This window comes from Erwinia tracheiphila, from assembly GCF_021365465.1.
GTDB classification, from domain to species: Bacteria; Pseudomonadota; Gammaproteobacteria; order Enterobacterales; family Enterobacteriaceae; genus Erwinia; species Erwinia tracheiphila.
Genome location: NZ_CP089932.1, coordinates 753,520 through 776,737, shown reverse-complemented (window position 1 = coordinate 776,737; position 23,218 = coordinate 753,520). Strand labels below are relative to the sequence as shown.

General features: G+C 50.1%; 18 protein-coding genes and 2 pseudogenes. 6 read left to right on the top strand and 14 right to left on the bottom strand.

The features are described 5' to 3' along the window. Positions 1-113: 113 nt before the first annotated feature. A complete protein-coding gene (locus tag LU633_RS04005; protein WP_016190521.1) occupies positions 114-1,793 on the top strand; it encodes an alpha,alpha-phosphotrehalase in 1,680 nt (559 codons plus the stop codon). On the opposite strand, the gene LU633_RS04000 is transcribed toward LU633_RS04005, so the two are convergent. Next, complete coding sequence (locus LU633_RS04000; protein WP_016190522.1) at positions 1,780-4,356, bottom strand: DEAD/DEAH box helicase; 2,577 nt, start codon at positions 4,354-4,356, stop codon at positions 1,780-1,782. The genes LU633_RS04005 and LU633_RS04000 overlap by 14 nt on opposite strands. 259 nt (positions 4,357-4,615) lie before the next feature. Between LU633_RS04000 and nrdD the strand changes: the two genes are divergently transcribed. Both nrdD and nrdG read left to right on the top strand, forming a co-directional pair. After that, on the top strand, positions 4,616-6,754 hold the full coding sequence (nrdD, locus tag LU633_RS03995; RefSeq protein ID WP_016190523.1) for an anaerobic ribonucleoside-triphosphate reductase: 2,139 nt from the start codon (positions 4,616-4,618) through the stop codon (positions 6,752-6,754). Beyond that, positions 6,751-7,215 (top strand): anaerobic ribonucleoside-triphosphate reductase-activating protein, encoded by a 465-nt coding sequence (nrdG, locus tag LU633_RS03990; protein ID WP_016190524.1) that lies wholly within the window; start codon positions 6,751-6,753, stop codon positions 7,213-7,215. The genes nrdD and nrdG overlap by 4 nt, the downstream gene beginning before the upstream one ends. Positions 7,216-7,220: 5 nt before the next feature. Here the strand turns inward: nrdG and LU633_RS03985 are convergent, their stop codons facing one another. Further along, positions 7,221-7,649 carry a YhbP family protein gene (locus tag LU633_RS03985; protein WP_016190525.1) on the bottom strand — a complete coding sequence of 143 codons (429 nt, stop codon included), beginning with the start codon at positions 7,647-7,649 and terminating at the stop codon, positions 7,221-7,223. A gap of 114 nt (positions 7,650-7,763) precedes the next feature. Here LU633_RS03985 and LU633_RS03980 point away from each other — a divergent pair, with 114 nt between their 5' ends. After that, on the top strand, positions 7,764-8,069 hold the full coding sequence (locus LU633_RS03980) for a GIY-YIG nuclease family protein (RefSeq protein ID WP_016190526.1): 306 nt from the start codon (positions 7,764-7,766) through the stop codon (positions 8,067-8,069). On the opposite strand, the gene LU633_RS03975 is transcribed toward LU633_RS03980, so the two are convergent. Further along, entirely contained in the window at positions 8,046-8,549 is a 504-nt protein-coding gene (locus LU633_RS03975; RefSeq protein WP_016190527.1) for a GNAT family N-acetyltransferase, read from the bottom strand. The two genes, LU633_RS03980 and LU633_RS03975, sit on opposite strands and share 24 nt — an antisense overlap. Next, a complete protein-coding gene (gene ubiT / locus LU633_RS03970; protein WP_016190528.1) occupies positions 8,543-9,067 on the bottom strand; it encodes a ubiquinone anaerobic biosynthesis accessory factor UbiT in 525 nt (174 codons plus the stop codon). Before ubiT ends, LU633_RS03975 begins: the two co-directional genes overlap by 7 nt. 205 nt (positions 9,068-9,272) lie before the next feature. Here ubiT and ubiU point away from each other — a divergent pair, with 205 nt between their 5' ends. Next, positions 9,273-10,268, top strand: a complete 996-nt coding sequence (gene ubiU / locus LU633_RS03965) for a ubiquinone anaerobic biosynthesis protein UbiU (RefSeq protein WP_016190529.1) — start codon at positions 9,273-9,275, stop codon at positions 10,266-10,268. Between the two features lie 8 nt (positions 10,269-10,276). Beyond that, on the top strand, positions 10,277-11,170 hold the full coding sequence (locus LU633_RS03960) for a U32 family peptidase (RefSeq protein WP_016190530.1): 894 nt from the start codon (positions 10,277-10,279) through the stop codon (positions 11,168-11,170). Between the two features lie 128 nt (positions 11,171-11,298). Here the strand turns inward: LU633_RS03960 and LU633_RS03955 are convergent. The 10 genes and pseudogenes from LU633_RS03955 to infB all read right to left on the bottom strand — a co-directional run bounded on the left by LU633_RS03955 (position 11,299) and on the right by infB (position 23,206). Continuing rightward, positions 11,299-12,370 (bottom strand): annotated as a pseudogene (locus tag LU633_RS03955) (IS110 family RNA-guided transposase). A gap of 97 nt (positions 12,371-12,467) precedes the next feature. Next, a pseudogene (gene tnpA / locus LU633_RS03950) lies at positions 12,468-12,905 on the bottom strand (IS200/IS605 family transposase). A gap of 252 nt (positions 12,906-13,157) precedes the next feature. After that, the gene (locus LU633_RS03945) at positions 13,158-15,017 is read right to left on the bottom strand and encodes a DEAD/DEAH family ATP-dependent RNA helicase (RefSeq protein WP_016190534.1); all 1,860 of its coding nucleotides are present in this window, start codon (positions 15,015-15,017) and stop codon (positions 13,158-13,160) included. A gap of 16 nt (positions 15,018-15,033) precedes the next feature. Continuing rightward, complete coding sequence (yrbN, locus tag LU633_RS26090) at positions 15,034-15,084, bottom strand: protein YrbN (RefSeq protein ID WP_223300471.1); 51 nt, start codon at positions 15,082-15,084, stop codon at positions 15,034-15,036. Positions 15,085-15,193: 109 nt separating this feature from the next. Next, positions 15,194-16,078, bottom strand: a complete 885-nt coding sequence (gene nlpI / locus LU633_RS03940) for a lipoprotein NlpI (RefSeq protein ID WP_016190535.1) — start codon at positions 16,076-16,078, stop codon at positions 15,194-15,196. Positions 16,079-16,216: 138 nt separating this feature from the next. Then, positions 16,217-18,346: a polyribonucleotide nucleotidyltransferase gene (pnp, locus tag LU633_RS03935; protein ID WP_016190536.1), complete on the bottom strand. Its 2,130-nt coding sequence runs from the start codon at positions 18,344-18,346 to the stop codon at positions 16,217-16,219. Positions 18,347-18,644: 298 nt separating this feature from the next. Continuing rightward, entirely contained in the window at positions 18,645-18,914 is a 270-nt protein-coding gene (rpsO, locus tag LU633_RS03930; protein WP_016190537.1) for a 30S ribosomal protein S15, read from the bottom strand. A 109-nt stretch (positions 18,915-19,023) separates the two neighbouring features. After that, complete coding sequence (gene truB / locus LU633_RS03925) at positions 19,024-19,968, bottom strand: tRNA pseudouridine(55) synthase TruB (protein WP_016190538.1); 945 nt, start codon at positions 19,966-19,968, stop codon at positions 19,024-19,026. Then, complete coding sequence (gene rbfA / locus LU633_RS03920) at positions 19,968-20,369, bottom strand: 30S ribosome-binding factor RbfA (RefSeq protein ID WP_016190539.1); 402 nt, start codon at positions 20,367-20,369, stop codon at positions 19,968-19,970. Before rbfA ends, truB begins: the two co-directional genes overlap by 1 nt. Positions 20,370-20,521: 152 nt before the next feature. Continuing rightward, positions 20,522-23,206 carry a translation initiation factor IF-2 gene (gene infB, locus LU633_RS03915; RefSeq protein WP_016190540.1) on the bottom strand — a complete coding sequence of 895 codons (2,685 nt, stop codon included), beginning with the start codon at positions 23,204-23,206 and terminating at the stop codon, positions 20,522-20,524. Positions 23,207-23,218 lie beyond the last annotated feature (12 nt).

Genomic DNA, 23,218 nt, shown 5'->3' with positions numbered 1-23,218 from the left:
CCCCGCCTTCAGACCGTTTCACCTCGCCGGTTAGTGACTAACCTTATGAAAGAAGAAAAAGGCCAGCATTAAATCAGTCGCAGAATCTTTCACCTGATAACCAGGATTGAGCAATGACAAACATTCCACCGTGGTGGCAAAACGGCGTTATCTACCAAATTTATCCCAAGAGTTTTCAGGACACGACCGGCAGCGGCACAGGCGACCTGGCGGGGGTGATTCAGCACCTGGACTATCTTAAAACACTCGGCGTAGACGCTATCTGGCTGACACCATTTTATCTTTCGCCGCAGGTGGATAATGGCTACGACGTGGCGAACTACACGGCGATTGACCAGCAGTTCGGCACCCTGAACGATTTCGATAATCTGGTGGCAGAGACGCACAAACGGGGTATGCGGCTGATTCTGGATATGGTGTTTAACCACAGTTCAACGCAGCACCACTGGTTTTATGAGGCACTTGACCCCACCAGCCCTTACCGCACCTACTATATCTGGCGTGATGCAACGCCCAATGGGCCACCTAATAACTGGTTGTCAAAATTTGGCGGTAGCGCGTGGCGCTGGCATCCTGAAAGCAGTCAATACTATATGCATCTTTGGACGCCGGAGCAGGCCGATCTCAACTGGGAGAATGAAAATCTGCGCGCGGAGCTGAAACAAATCGTCAATTTCTGGGCTGATCGCGGCATCGACGGGCTGCGACTGGATGTGGTTAATCTGGTATCGAAACGACAGGATTTTCCCGACGACCTCGGCGGAGACGGGCTACGGCTGTATACCGACGGGCCGCGTATTCACGAGTATATGCAGGAAATGAGCCGCGATGTGTTTCGCCCCCGCAGGCTGATGACGGTCGGTGAAATGTCTTCCGCCACCCTGGAGCACTGCCAGCGCTACGGCAATTTGAATGGTGAAGAACTGTCGATGGTGTTCAGCTTCGACCATGTTGAAGTGGATTTTTACAACGGCCAGAAATGGACACTGACGCCGCTGGATCTGGTGGCGCAGAAAGCAATTTTCACGCATTGGCAGCAGGGCATGCACAATCAGGCGTGGAATGCGCTGTTCTGGTGTAATCACGACCAGCCACGCGTAGTATCACGCTGGGGAGACGAAGGTGCATATCGGGTAACATCGGCCAAGATGCTGGCAATGGTGCTACACGGCATGCAGGGCACGCCCTATATTTTCCAGGGCGAGGAGCTGGGCATGACCAATCCGCACTTCACCCGTATCATCGATTACCGGGATATCGAAAGTCACAATATGTATGCAGAACTGCGTTCACAAGGGCATGACAGCGATAACTTACTGGCGATCCTTGCCAGCAAGTCACGCGATAATGGCCGTACCCCCATTCCATGGCACAGCGGAGAGAACGGAGGGTTCACCACAGGCACACCGTGGATTGGTATGTGCGACAACCTGGAGAAGATCAACGCTGAAGCGGCGCTGGCAGATCCGAATTCAGTGTTCTACACCTATCAGCGGTTGATCCAGCTACGCAAACGCTATGGCATCTTGACATGGGGCGATTATCTCGATCTGCTGCCGAACCACGCCCATTTGTGGTGCTATTGCCGTCGTTATGAGAAAGAAACCTTAGTGGTTGCGGCGAATTTCAGCGGGGAAACGCAGGTATGGCATCCCCCTGTCTACGATGGCGAGTGGCAGGTGCTGCTCAGTAACTATCCTGATACTCAGCTCACGCATGGAGAAATTATGTTGCGCCCGTGGGAAGCCGTCTGGTGGTATCAAGAAGAATGCGAGACCTTCACGCCGAATTGAATAGCATGGCCAGATCCTCATTGCTGAACAGGGTGGTATCGCTTAGGCCATCCTGCAAAATGCCCTCCGCCAGGTCAGCTTTCTGCTGCTGTAGCGCAACGATTTTTTCTTCTATAGTGCCGGCAGCAATCAGTTTGTAAACGAAAACCGGTTTATCCTGGCCTAAACGCCAGGCACGATCGCTTGCCTGGTTTTCTGCCGCAGGGTTCCACCAGGGATCGTAATGGATCACCGTGTCCGCAGCGGTAAGATTTAGTCCAACGCCGCCCACTTTCAGGCTGATCAGAAATACCGGCACCTCGCCATTTTGAAAACGCCGCACTGGCTCAGTTCGATCACGGGTATTGCCCGTCAGGGTAACAAAAGAGATACCCGATTTTGTTAATTCGTCAGCAATCAGCGCCAGCATTGAGGTGAACTGGGAAAAAATTAAGATGTGTCGATCGTCCGCCAGAAGATCGTTGAGCATCTCACGCAACAGCGTCATTTTGGCGGAAGACTTTACCCTGAACGCCTCATCCATTTTAATCAGCTGCGGATCGCAGCAGATTTGCCGTAACTTCAGCAACGCATCCAGCACGACCAGATGGCTGCGGCCTGCTGCCTGCTGTTCCATCGCCAGTTTTATCCGCTGCTGCATGACACTGCGCACCGATTCATAGAGCGCAAGCTGGGTATCTTCCAGTCTGACAGAACGAATAATGGTACTTTTTGGCGGTAGCTCTTTTGCGACATCCTGCTTGCGCCGCCTCAGCATAAAAGGTCGTACGCGGCGCGAAAGCAGTTCACGGCGCACCCGATCACCATGGCGTTCAATTGGAATTCGCCACGTCTGCATAAACTGTTTTTCATTGCCCAAAAAACCCGGCAGCAGGAAATCGAACTGCGCCCACAGTTCGCCAAGATGATTTTCCAGAGGGGTCCCGGTCAGGCAAAGGCGATGACGCGCCTTTAATGCCCGAATCACCGATGAGGCGCGGGAGGCGCTGTTTTTGACGTACTGCGCCTCATCAAGTATTAATAAATGATAGCGGTAACTGAGCAACTGAGGCTGATCTCGCCATAACAGAGAATAGGTAGTCAGTACCACATCGTATTGCTCAATTTGGCCGTAAAAGTCTTTACGTTGTGGGCCGGTCAGGGCCAGCACGCGCAACGTCGGTGCAAAGCGTTCCGCTTCCTGCATCCAGTTATAAACCAGTGTAGTAGGCACTACGATCAGCGACGGGCGATCCAGCCGGCCACCGTCCTTTTCTGACAGAAGATGGGCCAGCGTCTGAATGGTTTTTCCCAACCCCATATCATCAGCCAGTAAACCAGACAAGCTATGGGCACGGAGAAACTGCATCCAGTTCAATCCCTGCTGCTGATAGTCACGAAGCTGTGCCCGCAACGCGGGCGGCGGTTTTACCGCCTCAATTCCTTCCGCTGAACGTAAACGGCTGACCAGTTGGTAAGCGCGACTCTCTTGCTGGAACTGCCAGTGGCCACTCTCGCTAAGGGCAATTAATCTGCCGATTTCACAGGGTGCAATGCGCAGCGTGCCCTGAACGCTATCGGCAAAAATATCCGCAAGGTTACCCACAACCATTTTCAGGTGATCGGCGGTGATGTGCAGTCGCTCGTTGCGCTCAGTGCGCAGTTCAATCACTTCTTCATCGGAAATACGAGAAAGGTCACCTGATTGCCAGCGGCTGTCTTTCTGAAACAGCCCCGCCAACAAGGGCTGCAACGCTACCTGACGGCGGCCAACACGTACCCCTATCTCGAGCTGAAACCAGCCGTCGTTGTCCTGAATCACATACCCATCAATGCCGTTAAGTTCGATGACATTCCAGGTAAAATCATCGTCAATGCTTACCTTCCAGCTATGTTTACGCAGTAAAGGCAATTTCTGACGAATGAAATCACGCCACTGCACAGGCAATGCAGGGGCAAAAATATCAGGCGGTAGCGGGGATGATTCGGGAGTGTAAATATGCCCTGCAGAGAGGGTTTGTAAACCGGCCTGGCTTAACTCACGCAGCCAGTTCTGCTCAAGCTCAGGACGACGTTCAATGCGGAACAGCGTGCCCTGCCTATCACAAAAGTGCTCTCCGCTGCTGCCCGCAGCGACCTCAACACCACCATAATCAAAATGAACGGCCGCAAAGTCCAGCCGCTTTTGTCGGTGGCCATAATGCCCAAAGCCACTGACAAACTTTGTGCGCGATTCCAGCCGTATAGCAGGGACAGGCTCAACAGAGGGTAGTTTCGCGGCAGGCATTGGTGCCTGACTGGCAGGCTGCTGCCGTAAATAAGCCAGCATCACAGCGGCAACGTGACGACAATTATTTTTGACCGGACATGTGCATTCGCCGCTGGCATGCAGCTTACCCTGCGGCAGGCTGAAATGTACCATGACCTGAAAAGGTTCGATGTGTTTTCCAGGTACGTCTCCTGTTAACAGATTATTTTGCCACTGAATATTCTGTACTTTTGCCACCAGCTCTTTTGCTCTGGCAACGGTACGCACACCAATCCAGCGATTAACCTGGTTTTCATTGTAGTTAACTGAGGGCATCAGACAATATCCTGAGATGGCCAGAGCATGAGCTTCAGTGCTCTGCGTAACAGGCCATAATAGGGAACCCCCAGCCGGGAATGCAACCTCACGACATGCAATAGCCAACAAAAATAGCCGCAGCGGTGGCTGACTAACTTTACACCACCGTTTTTCAATCTTTGCTCCAGGTCAATAAATCATCGGTTAAATGAGGGGTTACTATATATAGTTGTATAATAAAAAAATAACACCACATATAGTTTACCAGGATATAACGATGGCTTCATTAGTAATAAAGCGAGATGGTTGTAAGGTCGCCTTTTGTGAGATACGCATTCTGGATGCAATCAACCGGGCCGCGCATGCTGCAGGTATTGAGGATAACGATTACTGCGCGTACGTTACCACTCAGATTTGCCAGCAGTTACACAGACAGGAGCGACTCGATATTCATGATATTCAAAAAGCGGTGGAAAATGCCTTAATGGCAGGTCGCTATCCTGAGCTGGCACGAACATACATTGAATATCGCCACGAGCGGGACTTGGCTCGCGAACGACGAGGCAAACTGAACGCCGAGATACAAGGGCTGATTGATCAGACCAATCCGGCGTTGTTAAATGAGAATGCCAATAAAGACAGCAAGGTTATTCCAACCCAGCGCGATCTGCTGGCGGGCATTGTCGCCAGACACTATGCGACCCGGCACATATTATCGCGTGATATCGTCAACGCGCATGAGCGCGGCGAAATTCACTATCACGATCTCGACTATGCTCCTTTTTTCCCCATGTTCAACTGCATGTTAATCGATTTGAAAGGCATGCTGACGGGCGGTTTTAAAATGGGCAATGCTGAAATTGAACCCCCTAAATCAATTTCAACCGCCACTGCGGTAACCGCGCAGATTATCGCGCAGGTCGCCAGCCATATTTATGGCGGTACCACCATTAACCGTATCGATGAAGTACTGTCACCTTTTGTCGAAGCCAGCCTGGAAAAACACCGTCAGGCCGCGCAGAAATGGCAGATTGCCGAGGCTGAAGGCTATGCACGCAGTTGCACTGAGAAAGAGTGTTTTGATGCATTCCAGTCGCTGGAATATGAGGTGAATACGCTGCACACCGCTAACGGGCAGACGCCTTTTGTAACTTTCGGTTTCGGTCTGGGCAGCAGCTGGTCGGCACGACTGGTACAACAGTCGATCCTGCGTAACCGTATTGCCGGATTAGGCAAAAACCACAAGACCGCGGTATTTCCGAAACTGGTATTTACAATAAAAGAAGGACTGAATCGTTCTTCCGGCGACCCCAATTACGACATCAAGCAGCTGGCGCTGGAGTGTGCCAGTAAAAGGATGTATCCGGATATTCTCAATTATGAGCAGGTGGTGAAGGTGACCGGTTCCTTCAAGACCCCTATGGGATGCCGTAGCTTTCTGGGCCCGTGGGAAGAAAATGGCCAGCTGGTACATGAGGGTCGCAATAATATTGGCGTCATCAGTATCAATTTGCCACGCGTTGCACTTGAGGCAAAAGGTAATGAAACTGCATTTTGGGACCGGCTCGATCAACGTCTGCTGCTAGCTAAGAAAGCGCTAATGACCCGTATTGCCAGGCTGGAAAATGTTAAAGCTCGCGTCGCGCCTATTCTCTATATGGAAGGTGCCTGTGGCGTTCGTCTGCAGGCAGATGACAATGTTGCAGAAATTTTTCGCAACGGCCGCGCCTCGGTTTCTCTGGGTTACATTGGTCTTCACGAAACCATTAATGCTCTGAGCGGGGGAAAAACACATCTGTATGATGATAAAAAATGGCAAGTAAAAGCACTGGCGATTGTTGCACGGCTACGTGAAGCAGTGGATAACTGGAAGCAAGAAACAGGTTATGGTTTCAGCCTTTACAGCACGCCAAGCGAGAATTTATGCGACCGCTTTTGCCGACTGGATGCCGCCGAGTTTGGTATTATCAGTGGCGTGACGGACAAAAGTTATTACACCAACAGCTTCCACCTTGATGTGGAAAAACAAGTGAATCCTTACGACAAAATCGATTTTGAAGCGGCTTACCCTGCCATCGCTAACGGCGGATTTATTTGCTATGGCGAATACCCAAACATTCAACATAATCTGAAAGCGCTGGAAGACGTCTGGGACTATAGCTACAGCCGGGTGCCCTATTACGGTACCAATACGCCGATTGATGAGTGCTACGACTGCGGCTTTTCCGGCGAGTTTTCCTGCACCAGCAAAGGGTTCACCTGCCCGAAATGCGGTAATCATGAGCCTTCCCGTGTGTCTGTCACCCGCAGAGTTTGCGGCTATCTGGGCAGTCCTGATGCACGTCCGTTTAATGCCGGTAAACAGGAAGAAGTAAAGCGCCGGGTCAAACATATGGCAGCCGGGCAACTAAAGTGAATATCCATCAATATTATCCGGTGGACATCGTTAACGGGCCGGGCACGCGCTGTACCCTGTTTGTTGCCGGTTGTGAACATCAATGCGTCGGATGCTATAACAAAAGCACCTGGCGGCTCACTTCCGGCTATCCCTTTACTGTTCAACAGGAGGAACAAATTATTGCCGATCTTAACGACACTCGGATCCCGCGGCAGGGCCTGTCTCTGTCAGGGGGTGATCCATTGCATCCGGCCAATGTTGCTGACGTGTTGAGGCTGGTGCAACGCGTGCGGCATGACTGTCCGGGAAAAGATATCTGGCTGTGGACGGGCTATCGGCTGGAAGAACTTAACCCATCCCAACAGTCTGTTGTTGCACAAATCAATGTTCTGGTGGATGGGCGATTTGTTCAGGCGCTAAAAGACCCTTCTCTGTCCTGGCGCGGGAGCAGCAACCAGGTGATTTACTACCTACGCTAGCCAATCTATGCTCGCTGCCAGGACAGTTTTTTACCAAATCCCAGCGTATTATCGGTCATTTTCAGCTCGTCGATCCATATCTCCCATAGCGGTGCAGAGACTTTTGTTGCTACGGGAAAGCGCTTTACATAGGCTTTATACGCATGTTCCTGAGCCTCCCCCTCCAGCAGGCTTATTTTGCCGGAATATTGTACCCCCTGAATTTTCAACACGCTTTTAGGCTGACCATTAACGGTTCCGGCTACCTGCAGATCGTTATAAAACTGCATACCATGGCGTGTTTTCGATTCCGTCATGATCCAGAAAGCCACGCGGAGCGGATCAAAGCGGTAAAAACAGTTAGCGCACCATACTGGCGTACCACCACATACGGAAAGAACATGCTGCTTTTGTAAAAAGCAGGTGATAGCATTCAGTGTCTGAGAATCATCCATTTTTATCTTCCTGAAAATTATTGAGTATCCAGACGCACGGCAAAATAAAAAAGGTGTGAATGGCAACGGCTTATGGAATCAACATTCAATTCAATAGTACAGGCGATGACTCAGATGAAAAACGACAGCGAGACATCATGGCGGCTGTATATTCTGCGCACCCGCCACGGGCTGCTTTATACAGGCATCACCAACGATATTTCACGCCGTGTTGACCAACATCAACGCGGTAAAGGTGCCAAAGCGCTGCGTGGTAAGGGCCCACTTGAGCTGATGTTTCACTGTGAAGCAGGTGATCGCTCCAGTGCATCAAAACTGGAATATCAGGTCAAACGGCTCATGCGCGAGGATAAACTCAGGCTGATTATCCACCAGCCTGCTTCCCTGATACAGTGGTTAAATACGCTCAAAGGGCGCTGAGTATTCAATATTCCCTTCTGCACCAACAAATGCGTTGTCGGCCAGTTTATAAACATGAAATGGTTTTTCACCGTCTGACCTGAGACAACGCAGCGCTGGCTCTGTCACCGGAACAAATCCATATCGTTGAAAGAATTCAGCAGCACCAACCACCACTACCGCGGCGTATCCAAACTCATTCAGCATATCCAGGCCTTCGTAAACAAGCTGTTTACCCAGCGACTGCCCGCGCATACGCGGGTCGACCACAAGAGGAGCAAGTGCCACCCATTGATTATCCTGGCCATCTAGCGTAACCGGACTGAATGCTGCGTAGCCCAGTACCTGTCCTTCATCATCGGTTGCAACAACACCAAGCGTCAATAACCCATCCTCACGTAGCTGCCGGACCAGTTCAGCCTCTGCCGTGGTTGAAAAACTGCGGCGTAACAAGCTGTCGATACTGGCAGCATCCACACCGATTTCCGTCCGAATTAGCATGAAGCACCTGCGCGATCCACTGTGGAAGTCGCGTCCTCAGTTAGTCCTGCCTCAATGAAGTCAGCAAGTTGCATTAGCCCGGCACGTAAGAGTACCGGCATATATTCCAGACCAATAGCATCCATCAGATTTTTTACTTCAAGGCCCAGTTCAGTATCACCTTCAATGATCAAACGGCGCTGAAAAAATAAGGTATCGGGATCCAGCCTGCGTGCAGCTATCCGCACAAGATCGTTAGCATTGCCGCGAAACCAGACATCTGCTTTGTCGCAAGCTTCAATGCGTAACATTCCCTGCGCAACAGTGGTTGTCCAGCGCAATCCAAGATCGCGAATTTCCATGCCCAACCAACGATCCTCCAGAAAGTCCAATTCACCTTCGGCTAAAGCATGATGAAATTGCCAGAGCAACAATTGTTGCAGGCCGATGCGCTTTACGGCAAAAGGCGTACACTTCAGTGGGAAGCGCAATAGTTCAGGACCTTTACGAACAAGCTGTGTACGTAGCTGGTTTAGCACTATGTCACTCCTTATGAACAAAGTTCGACTATTTTGCCATAACGATCAGGCGCCTCTGCGGACAGGATCAATAAAGTACATGAACCCGTCTTTCTCTTCGGCAAATTCATTCCTCTGGATACGTTATAGCTGCCTTAAATCAAAAATGTTTCTTGCCATTCTTACTATACTGAGCGGTACTTTTGTCTATACGGATAATCGTTTTATGGAACTGCTCTGCCCGGCTGGCAGCCTGCCAGCGCTCAAAACGGCGATTGAAAATGGTGCAGACGCTGTCTACATCGGTCTGAAAGATGACACCAATGCCCGTCACTTTGCCGGACTCAATTTTACCGAAAAGCGTCTGGAAGAAGCCGCTCAATATGCTCATCAGCATAAACGTAAACTGCATGTTGCGATCAATACTTTTGCTCATCCTGATGGATATGCACGCTGGGAAAGAGCGGTGGATATGGCTGCCGCTGCCAACGTTGACGCTCTGATTCTGGCCGATATCGCCATGCTGGACTATGCCGCACATCGCTATCCGCATATTGAACGTCATGTCTCTGTTCAGGCATCTGTCACTAATGCAGAAGCGGTAAAATTTTATCAATCGCACTTTGATGTTGCACGAGTAGTCCTGCCACGCGTGCTGTCTGTCCACCAGGTACGCCAGCTTTCCCGTACCACCACCGTACCACTTGAAGTTTTCGCATTCGGTAGCCTGTGCATCATGGCTGAAGGACGCTGTTACCTCTCTTCCTATCTGACGGGCCAATCACCTAATACGGTGGGAGCTTGTTCCCCTGCGCGCTTTGTCAGGTGGCAGGAAACCGCACAGGGACTGGAGTCCAGACTGAATGAAGTGCTGATTGATCGGTACGAAAACAATGAAAATGCTGGTTACCCGACATTGTGTAAAGGACGCTATAAGACAGAAGAACAGCGCTATCACGCACTGGAAGAGCCGACCAGCCTGAATACGCTGACGCTTCTTCCTGAGCTGATGGCTGCAAATATTGCGTCGGTAAAAATTGAAGGCCGCCAACGCAGTCCGGCGTATGTAGGTCAGGTCGCCCGGATCTGGCGACAGGCAATTGACGCCTGTAAAGCCAGCCCTGACACATTTTATGCTCAACAAAACTGGATGAATGCGCTGAGTGCGTTAAGTGAAGGAACACAAACCACGCTGGGCGCATACCATCGCCAATGGCAGTAGAAACATTAATGAAATATTCCTTAGGCCCGGTGCTTTGGTACTGGCAAAAAGAAACATTACATACTTTTTACGAAGCCGCTGCAAAAAGCAGTGCTGAGATTATTTATCTGGGAGAAACGGTATGCAGTAAGCGTCGCGCGACGAAATTTGCTGACTGGATGGCAATGGCAAAAGATCTTCACGCCGCCGGTAAACAAGTCGTACTGAGTACACTGGCGCTGGTGCAATCTCCTTCTGAACTCACGGAACTTAAACGCGTTGTGGATAATGGTGAGTTTCTTGTAGAGGCCAATGATATGGGGACGGTGAATATGGACGCTCAAGCAGGTCTGCCCTTTGTCGCCGGACATGCTCTGAACTGTTATAACGCCGCTGCACTGAAAATATTATTGAAAATGGGCATGACACGCTGGTGCATGCCCGTCGAGCTATCGCAAAACTGGCTGTCGGATTTACTCACTCAGTGCGAGGCGTTAAATATTCGTGGAAAGTTTGAGATTGAGGTATTCGGCTACGGCCATTTACCCCTTGCCCTTTCAGCACGATGCTTTACGGCCAGAGCTGAAAATCGCAGTAAAGATGAATGTCAAAGCTGCTGTATCAATTATCCCAACGGCAGGGTGCTTCGCACACAGGAAGACCAGCCGCTCTTTGTTTTAAACGGTATCCAGACCATGAGCGGCTACTGCTATCACCTGGGAAACGATCTTATTTCGATGCAGGGACTGGTGGATATCGTGCGTGTTTCGCCACAGGATAAGGAGACTGTGATGTTGATTGATGCATTCCGCAATAATGAAATGGGGGACGCGCCCTTTCCTCTTGTTAAGCGGCAAGATTGCAACGGGTACTGGCGACATATTTCCGGGTTGGAATTGGTTAGCCAGCCCTCCCCTGAGTGAGTGACAGACTTAAAACCTATCCCGGAAGGGATTGCCAGATACTAAAAAATGGCAATTTCTGAGGGCAAAGAATGGCGGGCAGCAAGTGGCAAATCAGCGTTCAACTTTGGGAGAAAATGCTTCCTCTTTCACCGGTCGTTGCAGCGGCGAACACCCATGATATCAGACTGGTTGCGGATACACCTGATGCTCTTCAGACGGGGCGTCAGGTGCAAAAACCCGGACTCTGCCCGGACTATGCGTGCCAGTTTGCTGGACAGAGCGCACGCCACCACGTTCGAGTGATGGCTGGCAAGCTGCTTTTTAACCCACTCTGCCAGACGCCCTGGATTGTGCTCCAGCCACTGCATAAACACCCGTGCACACCGCACCAGCAGCCGTCGCAGATTCTTATCACCCCGCTTGCTGATGCCCATCAGTGTCGTTTTTCCACCCCTGCTCTACTGGCGGGGAACCAGTCCGGTTGAAGCGGCAAAATCACCCCTGCTGGCATAGTTTTTTCCGTCACCCGGACGGGTGGCTAACAGGCTCGCCGTTACCGGCCCGATACCGGGAATGGTCAGCAGGCGCTGCGCGGTTTCAGCCTCCGCAAGATGGGTTTTCAGTTCTTTATCGATTTCATCAATTTCCCCGACAGGGTAAATATACTGGCTGTGGAGTCTGCTCAGAACCCTTGCCAGATAAGGCGGGAAGCCATTTTCTTCCAGCACGCTGGCCAGACCTCGTATCACGGCAACACCGCACGGCAGACTGACACCGAACTCCAGTAAAAAAGCGTGCATCTGGTTGGTGGTTTTAACGCGTTGCCGTATCAGCGAGTCACGGACCCGATGCCGGGCAGCCATTACCTGCTGCTCTTCCGTCCGGGGTTTTACAAAACGCATAGCGGACCGGCAAGCCGCCTCACAGATAGCTTCAGCATCGACAAAATCGTTTTTGTTGCTCCTGACAATAAAGGCGGACAAACTGCGGAGAAATCATCTTTGTCTCATGATCTGAATCAGCAATCCGGCGTGCCATGAAATGCGCCCCGCCGCTGGACTCCATCACCACGGTTGCCTTCTTGCAGGAACCGAGAAAATGAATACGCTGAGTGCGGGAAAACTTTTTGCGCAACAGGGCATTATCTTTTTCGTCCTGACAGTGAACGTGGAAGGAATGTTTACCGGGAGCAATACCAATAAGCGTAACGTGTTGCATGATGGTTCCCTCTGAAGTAAAAAACCACCTGCATAGCAGGTGGCATTGATTTCGCCCCACAGGGGCGCACTAAGTCCAGGCGCAGAGAGCCTTCCCTTCACACTTCTTTCAGTGGAAGCTGGCTCTCTTCAACTTCATGTTTTTCCTGATACTTCACGTACTTTATTATCATTTCTTCGTTTATACCTACGGTATCGACACAATAACCTCTTGCCCAAAAATCATTCCCCCACTGCTTGTTCTTACGCAAGCAAGGAAATTTACTGAACAATCGAAGGGCTGTTTTACCCTTTAAGTCGCCTGTTACATGGGAAATCGAAAGCCGTGGAGGCACTTTTACCCGCAAATGGACATGGTCTGTCTGGACATTCAGCTACACTACTTCTATCCCGGGCTGCTCACCTGAGATCCTTATCGGCTTACAGACCTCTTTACCAACATTGTTCCTGAGGATGCGAAACCGGTACCTGGGTGTCCATACGATATGATATTGACAACACCAGAGCACATGAGATGCTTTCTGGAATCTGCCCATGGTTAAATCCCTGGCAGTTATAGGGATAACAGATTCGGATTTTCCCATGAGTAGCATGACTGGCAGAGCCAGCTTATTGCTGACCACCTCCACAGGAGGTGGTGTTCATGCAGGGATAAAACACCCTGCCAGCGTACCGCTCACAGGGTGGGGGTGACCATCTTATTAACCCGCGATGCCTTTAGCAAAACGGGGTTTGACGAGTTATGCGAAAGCTCGCGCTAACGTATTAGTAAGTCAGTAGCACGATGATTAGATGTCCCGACGGCGAGCGGGCGCGCCACCATTCTCACGACGACGGCTGCCACCTTCACGGCTGAATCCACCGCCACGACGCTCACCACCGCGATCGTTGCTGAAACGACGACCACCTTCAGAACGACCGCCGCCAAAACCACCACGACCTGCACCAGGACCACCACGGCGCTCGCCACCACGATCGTTGCTATGAGGCTGTGCATCACCAATCAGCTGCATATTCATAGGTTTGTTCAGAATACGCGTACGGGTAAAGTGTTGCAGAATATCCCCTGGCATACCTTTTGGCAGTTCAATAGTAGAGTGGGTTCCAAACAGCTTGATGTTACCAATGTAACGGCTGCTGATATCGCCTTCATTGGCGATAGCACCAACGATATGGCGAACTTCAACACCGTCATCGCGACCCACGTCAATACGGTAAACTTCCATATCACCAACGTCACGACGCTCACGGCGTGGGCGATCGCCATCACGGTTTTCACGCGGACCACGATCGTCACGCTCTTTGAATTCACGACGCGGGCGTGGAGCCGGATCGGCAGGCACGATCAGTGGGCGTTCACCCTGAGCCATTTTCAGCAATGCCGCTGCCAGCGTTTCAATATCCAGCTCTTCTTCTGGATGCATTTTACTTAACAAAGCACGGTACTGTCCCAGATCGCTGCTTTCCAGTTGCTGCTGGACCTTTTCGGCAAACTTAGCCAAGCGACGCTGACCTAACAGCTCCGCATTTGGCAGTTCAACTTCGGGAATAGTCAATTTCATGGTGCGTTCAATATTACGCAGCAAACGACGCTCACGGTTCTCAACAAACAGTAAAGCACGACCGGCACGACCGGCACGGCCAGTACGACCAATGCGGTGAACGTAAGACTCTGCATCCATAGGAATATCAAAGTTGACGACCAGGCTGATACGCTCCACGTCCAGTCCACGGGCAGCGACATCAGTGGCAATCAGGATATCCAGGCGTCCGTCTTTCAAACGTTCCAGCGTTTGCTCACGCAGTGCCTGATTCATGTCACCGTTAAGTGCTGCACTGTTATAGCCGCTACGCTCAAGTGCTTCAGCTACTTCCAGAGTCGCATTCTTGGTACGCACAAAGATAATAGCGGCATCAAAATCTTCAGCCTCCAGGAAGCGCACCAGTGCATCGGTCTTACGGCCATATGCTGTCCAGTAACTCTGGCTGATATCAGGACGTGTAGTGATACTTGACTGAATACGCACTTCCTGAGGATCTTTCATAAAGCGTTTTGTAATACGACGGATAGCTTCCGGCATGGTTGCCGAGAACAGCGCTGTTTGATGGCCTTCCGGGATCTGCGCCATGATGGTTTCAACATCTTCAATGAAACCCATACGTAGCATTTCATCGGCTTCGTCCAGAACCAGACCACGCAGATTAGACAGGTCTAACGTACCACGCTTAAGGTGGTCCAGCAGACGACCAGGCGTACCGACGACAACCTGAGGACCCTGACGAAGTGCGCGCAGCTGGACGTCATAACGCTGGCCACCGTAAAGGGCAACCACGCTGAGTCCACGCATATGTTTAGAGAATTCTGTTACTGCTTCAGCAACCTGGACCGCCAGCTCACGAGTAGGTGCAAGTACCAGAATCTGCGGTGCTTTAACACCTGCATCAATATTGTTTAAAAGTGGCAGAGAGAAAGCAGCTGTTTTGCCGCTACCAGTCTGTGCCATGCCTAATACATCGCGGCCAGCCAGAAGATGAGGGATACACTCAGCCTGGATAGGGGATGGTTTAACATAGCCCATGCCGTTCAGAGATTCGAGGATATCGGCATTCAGGCCGAGGTCAGAAAAAGTAGTTTGGATATCAGTCATGTAGTACATGTGCCTCTTAGATTGCGGCGGCCAGTCTACATAACTCGTCGTGAAAATTTTCAGTCATTTTCATCAAAAAGTGTGAACCGGCTCATATTAGTGGTTTCGACGAACAAAAAAGGCCTTCATCCGTTAAGATGATGACTTTTCGAAATAAGGCAATAAAAGTTCGTCAGCTATTGCTGGTCAGATTCTGATAAATCGTCTTGCGTCTGGCCAAGTAAAGCCAGCTCCAACAATGCATATCGGTGCTCAACAAAGTTGTGAACATTATTAGCTACTGTAAGCTTGAACAACGCTTTTGCGTTATCCTTCTCCCCCAGACTTAAGTAATGTTTACCTAAATAGAAGTTGGTTTCACTGAGATGTTCAGCGAGCGAGGTGTTATCCGTTGCGTCCGCCTTGAGACGGTCCATCAGCTTCGTTTCGCTAATGTTGCCCAAATAGAACTCGACAATATTCCATCCCCATTGCTCTCTTACCGCTTTATCGTATCGCTGTTGAAGCGCAACGATAGCCTTATTTGCATCAACCTCTCGTTCATCAAGGTAAAGCCACAGGCTACGGAAAGGATCGTTAGGATCGTCTTGATAAAACGCCAGCAGATCATCTTGCGCTAATTTGAACCTTCCGCCGTAATACAAAGCGATACCTCGATTCAAATGCGCATAATTGTGAGTTGGATCAAGCTCAAGTACAGAATCAAACGCTTCATAGGCAGCGTCAAAGTTACCTGCCTGCGTTAAATATATACCTAAATAATTGAAAACTTCAGGCATATCAGGTCTGATCGACAACGCTTGTGAAAAATCATTTCGCGCCAGTGCCCTCAGGCCCAGACTATCATACAACACTCCGCGCTCATATAATAGCTGTGCGCGTTCATCATCGGTAAGAGCACGACTGGCAAATATTTGTTCCATACGTGCCAGAATAACTTCCTGTTGCAGAGTCGGCTGTAACGCAACGGCCAAAACCTCGTTGTTACGCCAATCCGAGTTGCTGCATCCTGCCAGCAGGATAGCTGTCGCAACGAAACACCAGCGCAAAAAAGGCTTCATTACCCACTCCCAAATACAAACAATGGGATGCAATCCATTCATCCGCCTGCCCGTGCATAAGGTGTCATCCTGCCCTCGCGATGAAGATAAAGCAGTTCTCCGTGCTGTTGCACAGAGAACTTAACAATCTGAGGTGCCTTATTCTGCTTCCAGATTTGACACAGCTCCTGCTTCAGATTGAGCTGGAGAGATTGCTTCTTTGATGCTCAGGCGTACACGACCCTGACGATCAACCTCCAGCACCTTAACCGGAACTTCCTGACCCATTTGCAAATAATCAGTGACTTTTTCAACACGTTTATCAGCAATTTGCGAAATATGCACCAGTCCTTCTTTACCGCCACCAATCGCGACAAATGCACCAAAATCAACGATACGAGTTACCTTACCACTGTAAACGCGTCCTACTTCAATTTCAGCGGTGATCTCTTCAATTCGACGGATGGCATACTTAGCTTTATCACCATCGGTAGCAGCAATTTTAACCGTACCATCATCTTCAATTTCAATGGTAGTGCCTGTTTCTTCTGTCAATGCGCGAATAATCGAGCCACCTTTACCGATCACGTCTTTAATTTTGTCCGGACTGATCTTAATCGTATGGATACGTGGAGCAAATTCGGAAATATCACCACGAGGTGTGCTAATAGCTTGTTCCATTACACCAAGTATATGCAAACGTGCACCTTTAGCCTGATTAAGGGCTACTTGCATAATTTCGCGGGTAATACCTTCAATTTTAATATCCATTTGCAGCGCAGAAATACCTTCACGGCTACCTGCTACTTTAAAATCCATGTCACCTAAATGATCTTCATCACCCAGAATGTCAGACAGGACGACAAAGTTGTCACCTTCTTTTACCAGCCCCATTGCGATACCTGCAACGGCTGCTTTAATTGGCACGCCAGCATCCATCAATGCCAGGGATGCTCCGCAAACCGATGCCATTGAAGATGAACCATTTGACTCAGTAATTTCAGAAACAACACGAACGGTATAAGGAAAAACATCACCTTTAGGCATTACTGCCAGCACGCCGCGCTTTGCCAGACGTCCATGACCAATTTCACGACGTTTAGGCGAACCAACCATACCTGTTTCACCAACGGAGTATGGAGGGAAATTATAGTGGAACAGGAAGCTGTCAGTGCGCTCTCCCATTAACTCATCCAGACTCTGCGCATCACGGGCAGTGCCTAATGTCGCAGTAACCAGCGCCTGAGTCTCTCCACGGGTAAACAACGCAGATCCATGAGTACGTGGTAATACGCCTGTGCGAACATCCAGACCACGAATCATGTCTTTTTCACGACCATCAATACGGGGTTCACCACGTAGAATGCGACTACGTACTACGCTCTTTTCTAAAGAGTGCAGAATATCACCAATTTCTGCTTCGTCTAATGACACATCTTCGGCTAAGAGTGCAGCAGTGACCTCTGACTTAACCACATCAACCTGGGCATAACGCTGCTGTTTTTCGGTTATACGATAAGCATCGCTCAAACGAGATTCAGCCAGAACAGAAATGCGGGAATAAAGTGACTCATTAACCGCTTCCGGTTGCCAATTCCAGCGTGGTTTACCCGCTTCAGCAACCAGAGCATTGATATTTTCAATGACGACCTGCTGTTGATCGTGCCCAAATACGACTGCACCGAGCATCTGATCTTCACTGAGCAATTCAGCCTCAGATTCAACCATGAGTACAGCACCCTGCATACCTGCAACAACCAGATCTAATTTGCTTTCCAACAATTCATCAGCAGTTGGGTTAAGTACGTATTGATCGTTGATGTAACCTACGCGAGCAGCACCGATTGGACCGTTAAAAGGGATACCAGAAAGGCTCAATGCAGCAGATGCCCCAATCATTGCAACAATATCCGGGTTAACCTGAGGATTAACTGAAACTACGGTGGCAATAACCTGAACTTCGTTAACGAAGCCTTCAGGGAAAAGTGGCCGGACGGGACGATCAATCAAACGCGCCGTAAGCGTTTCGCCTTCACTGGGGCGACCTTCACGACGGAAAAAGCTTCCAGGAATACGGCCTGCCGCATAGGTACGTTCCTGATAATTCACCGTTAAAGGGAAAAAGTCCTGGCCAGGCTTGGCATTTTTCTGACCAACCACGGTAACGAATACCGCGGTATCGTCCATGCTCACCATTACAGCGGCCGTTGCCTGACGAGCCATCATACCTGTCTCAAGAGTGACAGTATGCTGACCATACTGGAATTTCTTAACAATCGGGTTCAGCAAAATTTTATCCTTAGCATCATGGCAAGGCACTGACCCTGCCGTGGATTTTTAATCTCCGCTTGCATCCTCGCGACTAATGACAACCCTCAATCCCACCCGGGATGAAGCCTCTCATTAGCCGCGCGAACCTCTGCAACTGGAGATCACACTCAGCAACAATACAATAGTTTGGTCTGAATTGCTGCCTTCAACCTGAAAAAAGGGGCCGTAAGGCCCCTTTTAATGAAACTTTCACGAATCTGCCCTGATGCCCATTTTGTTTCAGCATAGCCTGACAGGCTGGACAGGCTCTTGAGACTCAGCGACGCAGACCCAGGCGCTCGATCAGGGTGGTGTAACGTGCGACATCTTTACGCTTAAGGTAATCCAGCAGCTTACGACGCTGGGAAACCATACGCAGCAAACCGCGACGGCTGTGGTGATCTTTTTTGTGTTCAGAGAAGTGGCCTTGCAAATGGTTAATCTGTGCGGTCAGCAGGGCAACCTGAACTTCGGTAGAACCACTGTCGTTTGCATCACGGCCAAAATCCGCAATGATTTGCGCTTTAGTTTCAAAATTTAGAGACACATTACAACTCCAATTTATTAAATGAATGTACAGGTGCCGATCTCTAATTCAGCCACCCAAATAGTAAAGCCGCGCTATTCTACTCTCAGCCTCTGACTTACGCAAATAGCTAGTCGGAATATTCAACAACAAGGCGACGCGGTGCGATTCGTCCGTCTTCAATAACTTCAGCCATACCGATAAACTTACGTTCCTCACCCTCGGTGACACGGACCCAACTTTTTGCAGGAGTACGGGCAGCCTGCACTGGTTGTCCAAGCTTAAAGTATGCCGCCACAACACTGAGCAAATTCACTTCAGGATAAGCCGCTGCGGGGCTGTCCATTGGCATCAATAAAGGATCAAGTAGCGCTGCTGGAGAATGTTGACAGCGATGTGCTTCTTCACTCAACGCGGTGAGTTGCTCAAGAGTAACCATACTGGCAACCGGATAAGTCGCGACCTGCAAGCGACGGAGGTAGATGACATGCGCACCACAGCCCAACATATCACCCAAATCATCGATAATGGTGCGAATATACGTACCTTTTGAGCAATGAATTTCAAGCTCAAGTTCATCACCCTCACACCGAATAAATGCCAGCTCATAAACCACGATGCTACGAGATTCACGCGGGACAGCTATTCCTTCACGAGCGTACTCATAAAGCTTACGTCCCTGATATTTCAGCGCAGAGTACATTGACGGAACCTGTTGGGTTTCACCACGAAATCGGTCAATCGCCTCATCAAGCTGCTGTTGAGTAAAGTTAAGTGGACACTCACAGATGATTTTACCGTCGGAGTCAGACGTATCAGTTCGTTGTCCCAGACGGGCAATCACCCGGTAACGTTTATCTGAATCAAGCAAATAGCGGGAAAATTTTGTCGCCTCACCCAGACAAATCGGTAACATCCCAGTTGCGAGCGGGTCGAGTGCCCCGGTATGCCCCGCGCGATTGGCCGCGAAAAGACGTTTGACCTTTTGCAACGCATCGTTAGAAGAGAGTCCCTGGGGCTTATCCAACAGCAGTACACCGTGTACATCGCGGCCGCGACGACGAGGACGACTCATTATTCCTCCTTATCTTCTTCCGCAGAACCACGACGCTCGGCGTCATTCCTTACCACGTTAGTAACCAGGTTAGACATGCGCATCCCTTCGACCAACGAGTTGTCATAGAAAAAAGTCAGCTCTGGAACAATGCGCAGGCGCATTGCCTTACCCAGCAGCGTACGAATATAGCCTGAAGCATCAGCCAATGCCCTCAAGCCTGCCTTGATCTCATCCTCATCTTTGTCATTGAGGAAGGTGACAAATACTTTGGCATAGGCAAGATCGCGGGAAACATCAACCCCGGAAACGGTAACCATCATCCCCAGACGCGGATCTTTAATCTCTCGCTGTAAAATAATGGCAATCTCTTTCTGCAACTCCTGAGAAACACGCTGTGGACGACCAAATTCTTTCGCCATAATTATTCTCTCCAAATTAAGGCTCTACCCCATGTTTAACTATGAGACTGTCGAATTAGCAATCATTCATTATCAGGGGGAAAGGCGTAGTGATGGGATATTACTTGAAGGAGGCCTGGTGGCCTCCCGATTAATTGAGTTATCAGCCGCTATCAGGCGATAGTACGCTGAATTTCGATAATTTCGAACACTTCGATCATATCCCCAACGCGAACGTCATTATAGTTCTTCACGCCGATGCCGCATTCCATGCCATTGCGGACTTCGTTGACATCATCCTTAAAGCGGCGCAGGGACTCCAGCTCACCTTCATAGATAACGACGTTGTCGCGCAGAACGCGGATTGGATTGTGACGTTTAATGTTCCCTTCTGTCACCATACAACCTGCAATAGCACCGAACTTCGGTGATTTGAATACGTCACGAACTTCAGCCAAACCGATGATTTGCTGTTTGTACTCAGGGGCAAGCATACCGCTCATCGCCTGCTTCACTTCATCAATCAGGTTATAGATTACGGAATAGTAGCGTAAATCCAGGCTCTCAGAATCTATGACACGACGTGCAGAAGCATCGGCACGAACGTTAAAGCCCACCAAAATTGCGTTTGATGCCGCAGCCAGGGTAGCGTCAGTTTCGGTAATACCACCGACGCCGGAACCGACGATTTTGACTTTCACTTCATCAGTGGACAGTTTAAGCAGAGAATCAGAAATAGCTTCGACAGATCCCTGAACGTCAGCCTTAAGCACAATATTAAGCTCAGAGACTTCACCTTCTGTCATGTTAGCGAACATATTCTCCAGCTTGGATTTCTGCTGACGCGCCAGCTTAACTTCACGGAATTTACCCTGACGATACAGCGCAACTTCACGTGCTTTCTTCTCATCACGAACAACCGTCGCTTCATCACCCGCAGCAGGCACGCCGGACAACCCAAGGATTTCCACAGGAATCGAAGGGCCAGCTTCAAGCACTTCACGCCCCAATTCATCACGCATAGCACGTACGCGCCCGTATTCGAACCCACAGAGTACGATGTCACCTTTATTCAGCGTTCCTTCACGTACTAACACCGTGGCTACCGGGCCGCGACCTTTATCAAGGAAGGACTCGATCACGACTCCGCTCGCCATACCCTGACGAACAGCAGTCAACTCCAGAACTTCAGCCTGCAACAGGATCACATTCAGCAACTCATCAATGCCCGTACCAGCTTTGGCAGAGACACTGACAAACATATTTTCGCCACCCCACTCTTCCGGAATAATACCGTATTGAGTCAGTTCGTTTTTGACACGATCCGGGTCGGCTTCTGGCTTATCAATTTTGTTGACTGCAACCACCACGGGCACTTTAGCAGCTTTAGCATGCTGAATTGCCTCAACTGTTTGTGGCATTACACCGTCGTCTGCTGCGACGACCAGAATAACGATATCCGTTGCCTGTGCCCCACGTGCACGCATTGCAGTAAAGGCGGCGTGCCCGGGCGTGTCAAGGAAAGTGATCATTCCGTTATCGGTTTCAACGTGATAAGCACCGATATGCTGGGTGATTCCCCCCGCCTCACCAGACGCCACTTTAGTAGAGCGAATATAGTCCAGCAGGGAAGTTTTACCGTGATCAACATGCCCCATGATGGTGACTACAGGCGCACGCGATTCCATTGCGGCATCAGTATCACGATCGCTCATGACTGCTTCTTCCAACTCGTTCTCACGGCGCAGCGTCACTTTGTGACCCATTTCTTCCGCAACCAGCTGTGCAGTTTCCTGGTCGATCACCTGATTGATAGTAGCCATGGCACCCATCTTCATCATTACTTTGATGACCTGAGAACCTTTCACTGCCATTTTGTTGGCTAACTCTGCGACGGTAATCGTTTCACCGATGATGACATCACGGTTGACCGCCTGGACCGGTTTATTAAAGCCTTGCTGCAGCGTACTGGATTTACGCTTGCCGCCTTTACCGCCGCGAAATTGCGCACGCGCTTCTTCACGATCGGTTTTCGCTTCAGAATGCTTATTGCTTTTCTTACGCTGTGGGGCTTTTGCAGGGCGCACCGCACGAGAACGACGATCGCCTTCAACTTGTGCATCACTCTCATCTTCAGCCTGGCGGGCATGAGAAGAAGTGGTCACATGGTAGTCAGAAGTATCTTCCACTTCTTTCTCCGCTTCAGCCCACTCGGAGCCTTTCTCTTCTGCCATTTTACGCGCAGCTTCCGCCACACGCTTCGCTTCCTCTTCAATCTTACGAAGCGCTTCCTGTTCAGCTTTCTGCTTCAGTGCTGCGGCTTCGGCTTCACGTCGGGCCTTGTCGGATTGAGTGACTGAGGCCGTTTCATCGGTATGTTGATTGCTCACTTTATTTTTTTCCGCTGCTTCGCGTTTGGCTTTTTCAGATGCCACACGTTTAACCTGCTCTTCGGCCTCACGCTTCGCTTTCTCTTGAGCTTCGCGCTGGGCTTTTTCTTCAGCCTCGCGACGAGCCAGCTCTTCTGCTTCGCGCTGTGCCTGCGCTTCTGCTTGTTCAGCTTCTGCAGTATCACCTTTTACATAGGTACGTTTTTTGCGGACTTCAATTTGCACAGATTTACTTTTACCGCCAGTACCTGGAATATTCAAGGTGCTGCGCGTCTTGCGCTGCAAGGTCAATTTACCAGAATCGCCATTTTGAGCACGATTCAGGTAGGTCAGAAGCGTTTCTTTTTCCTGCTGTGTCACAGAATCAGTGGCAGACTTACGGATCCCTGCGTCAGCGAATTGCTGTACCAGGCGTTCTACCGGAGTCTGAATCTCTGCGGCCAGCGATTTTACGGTTACATCTGTCATGCTGTTCCTTCC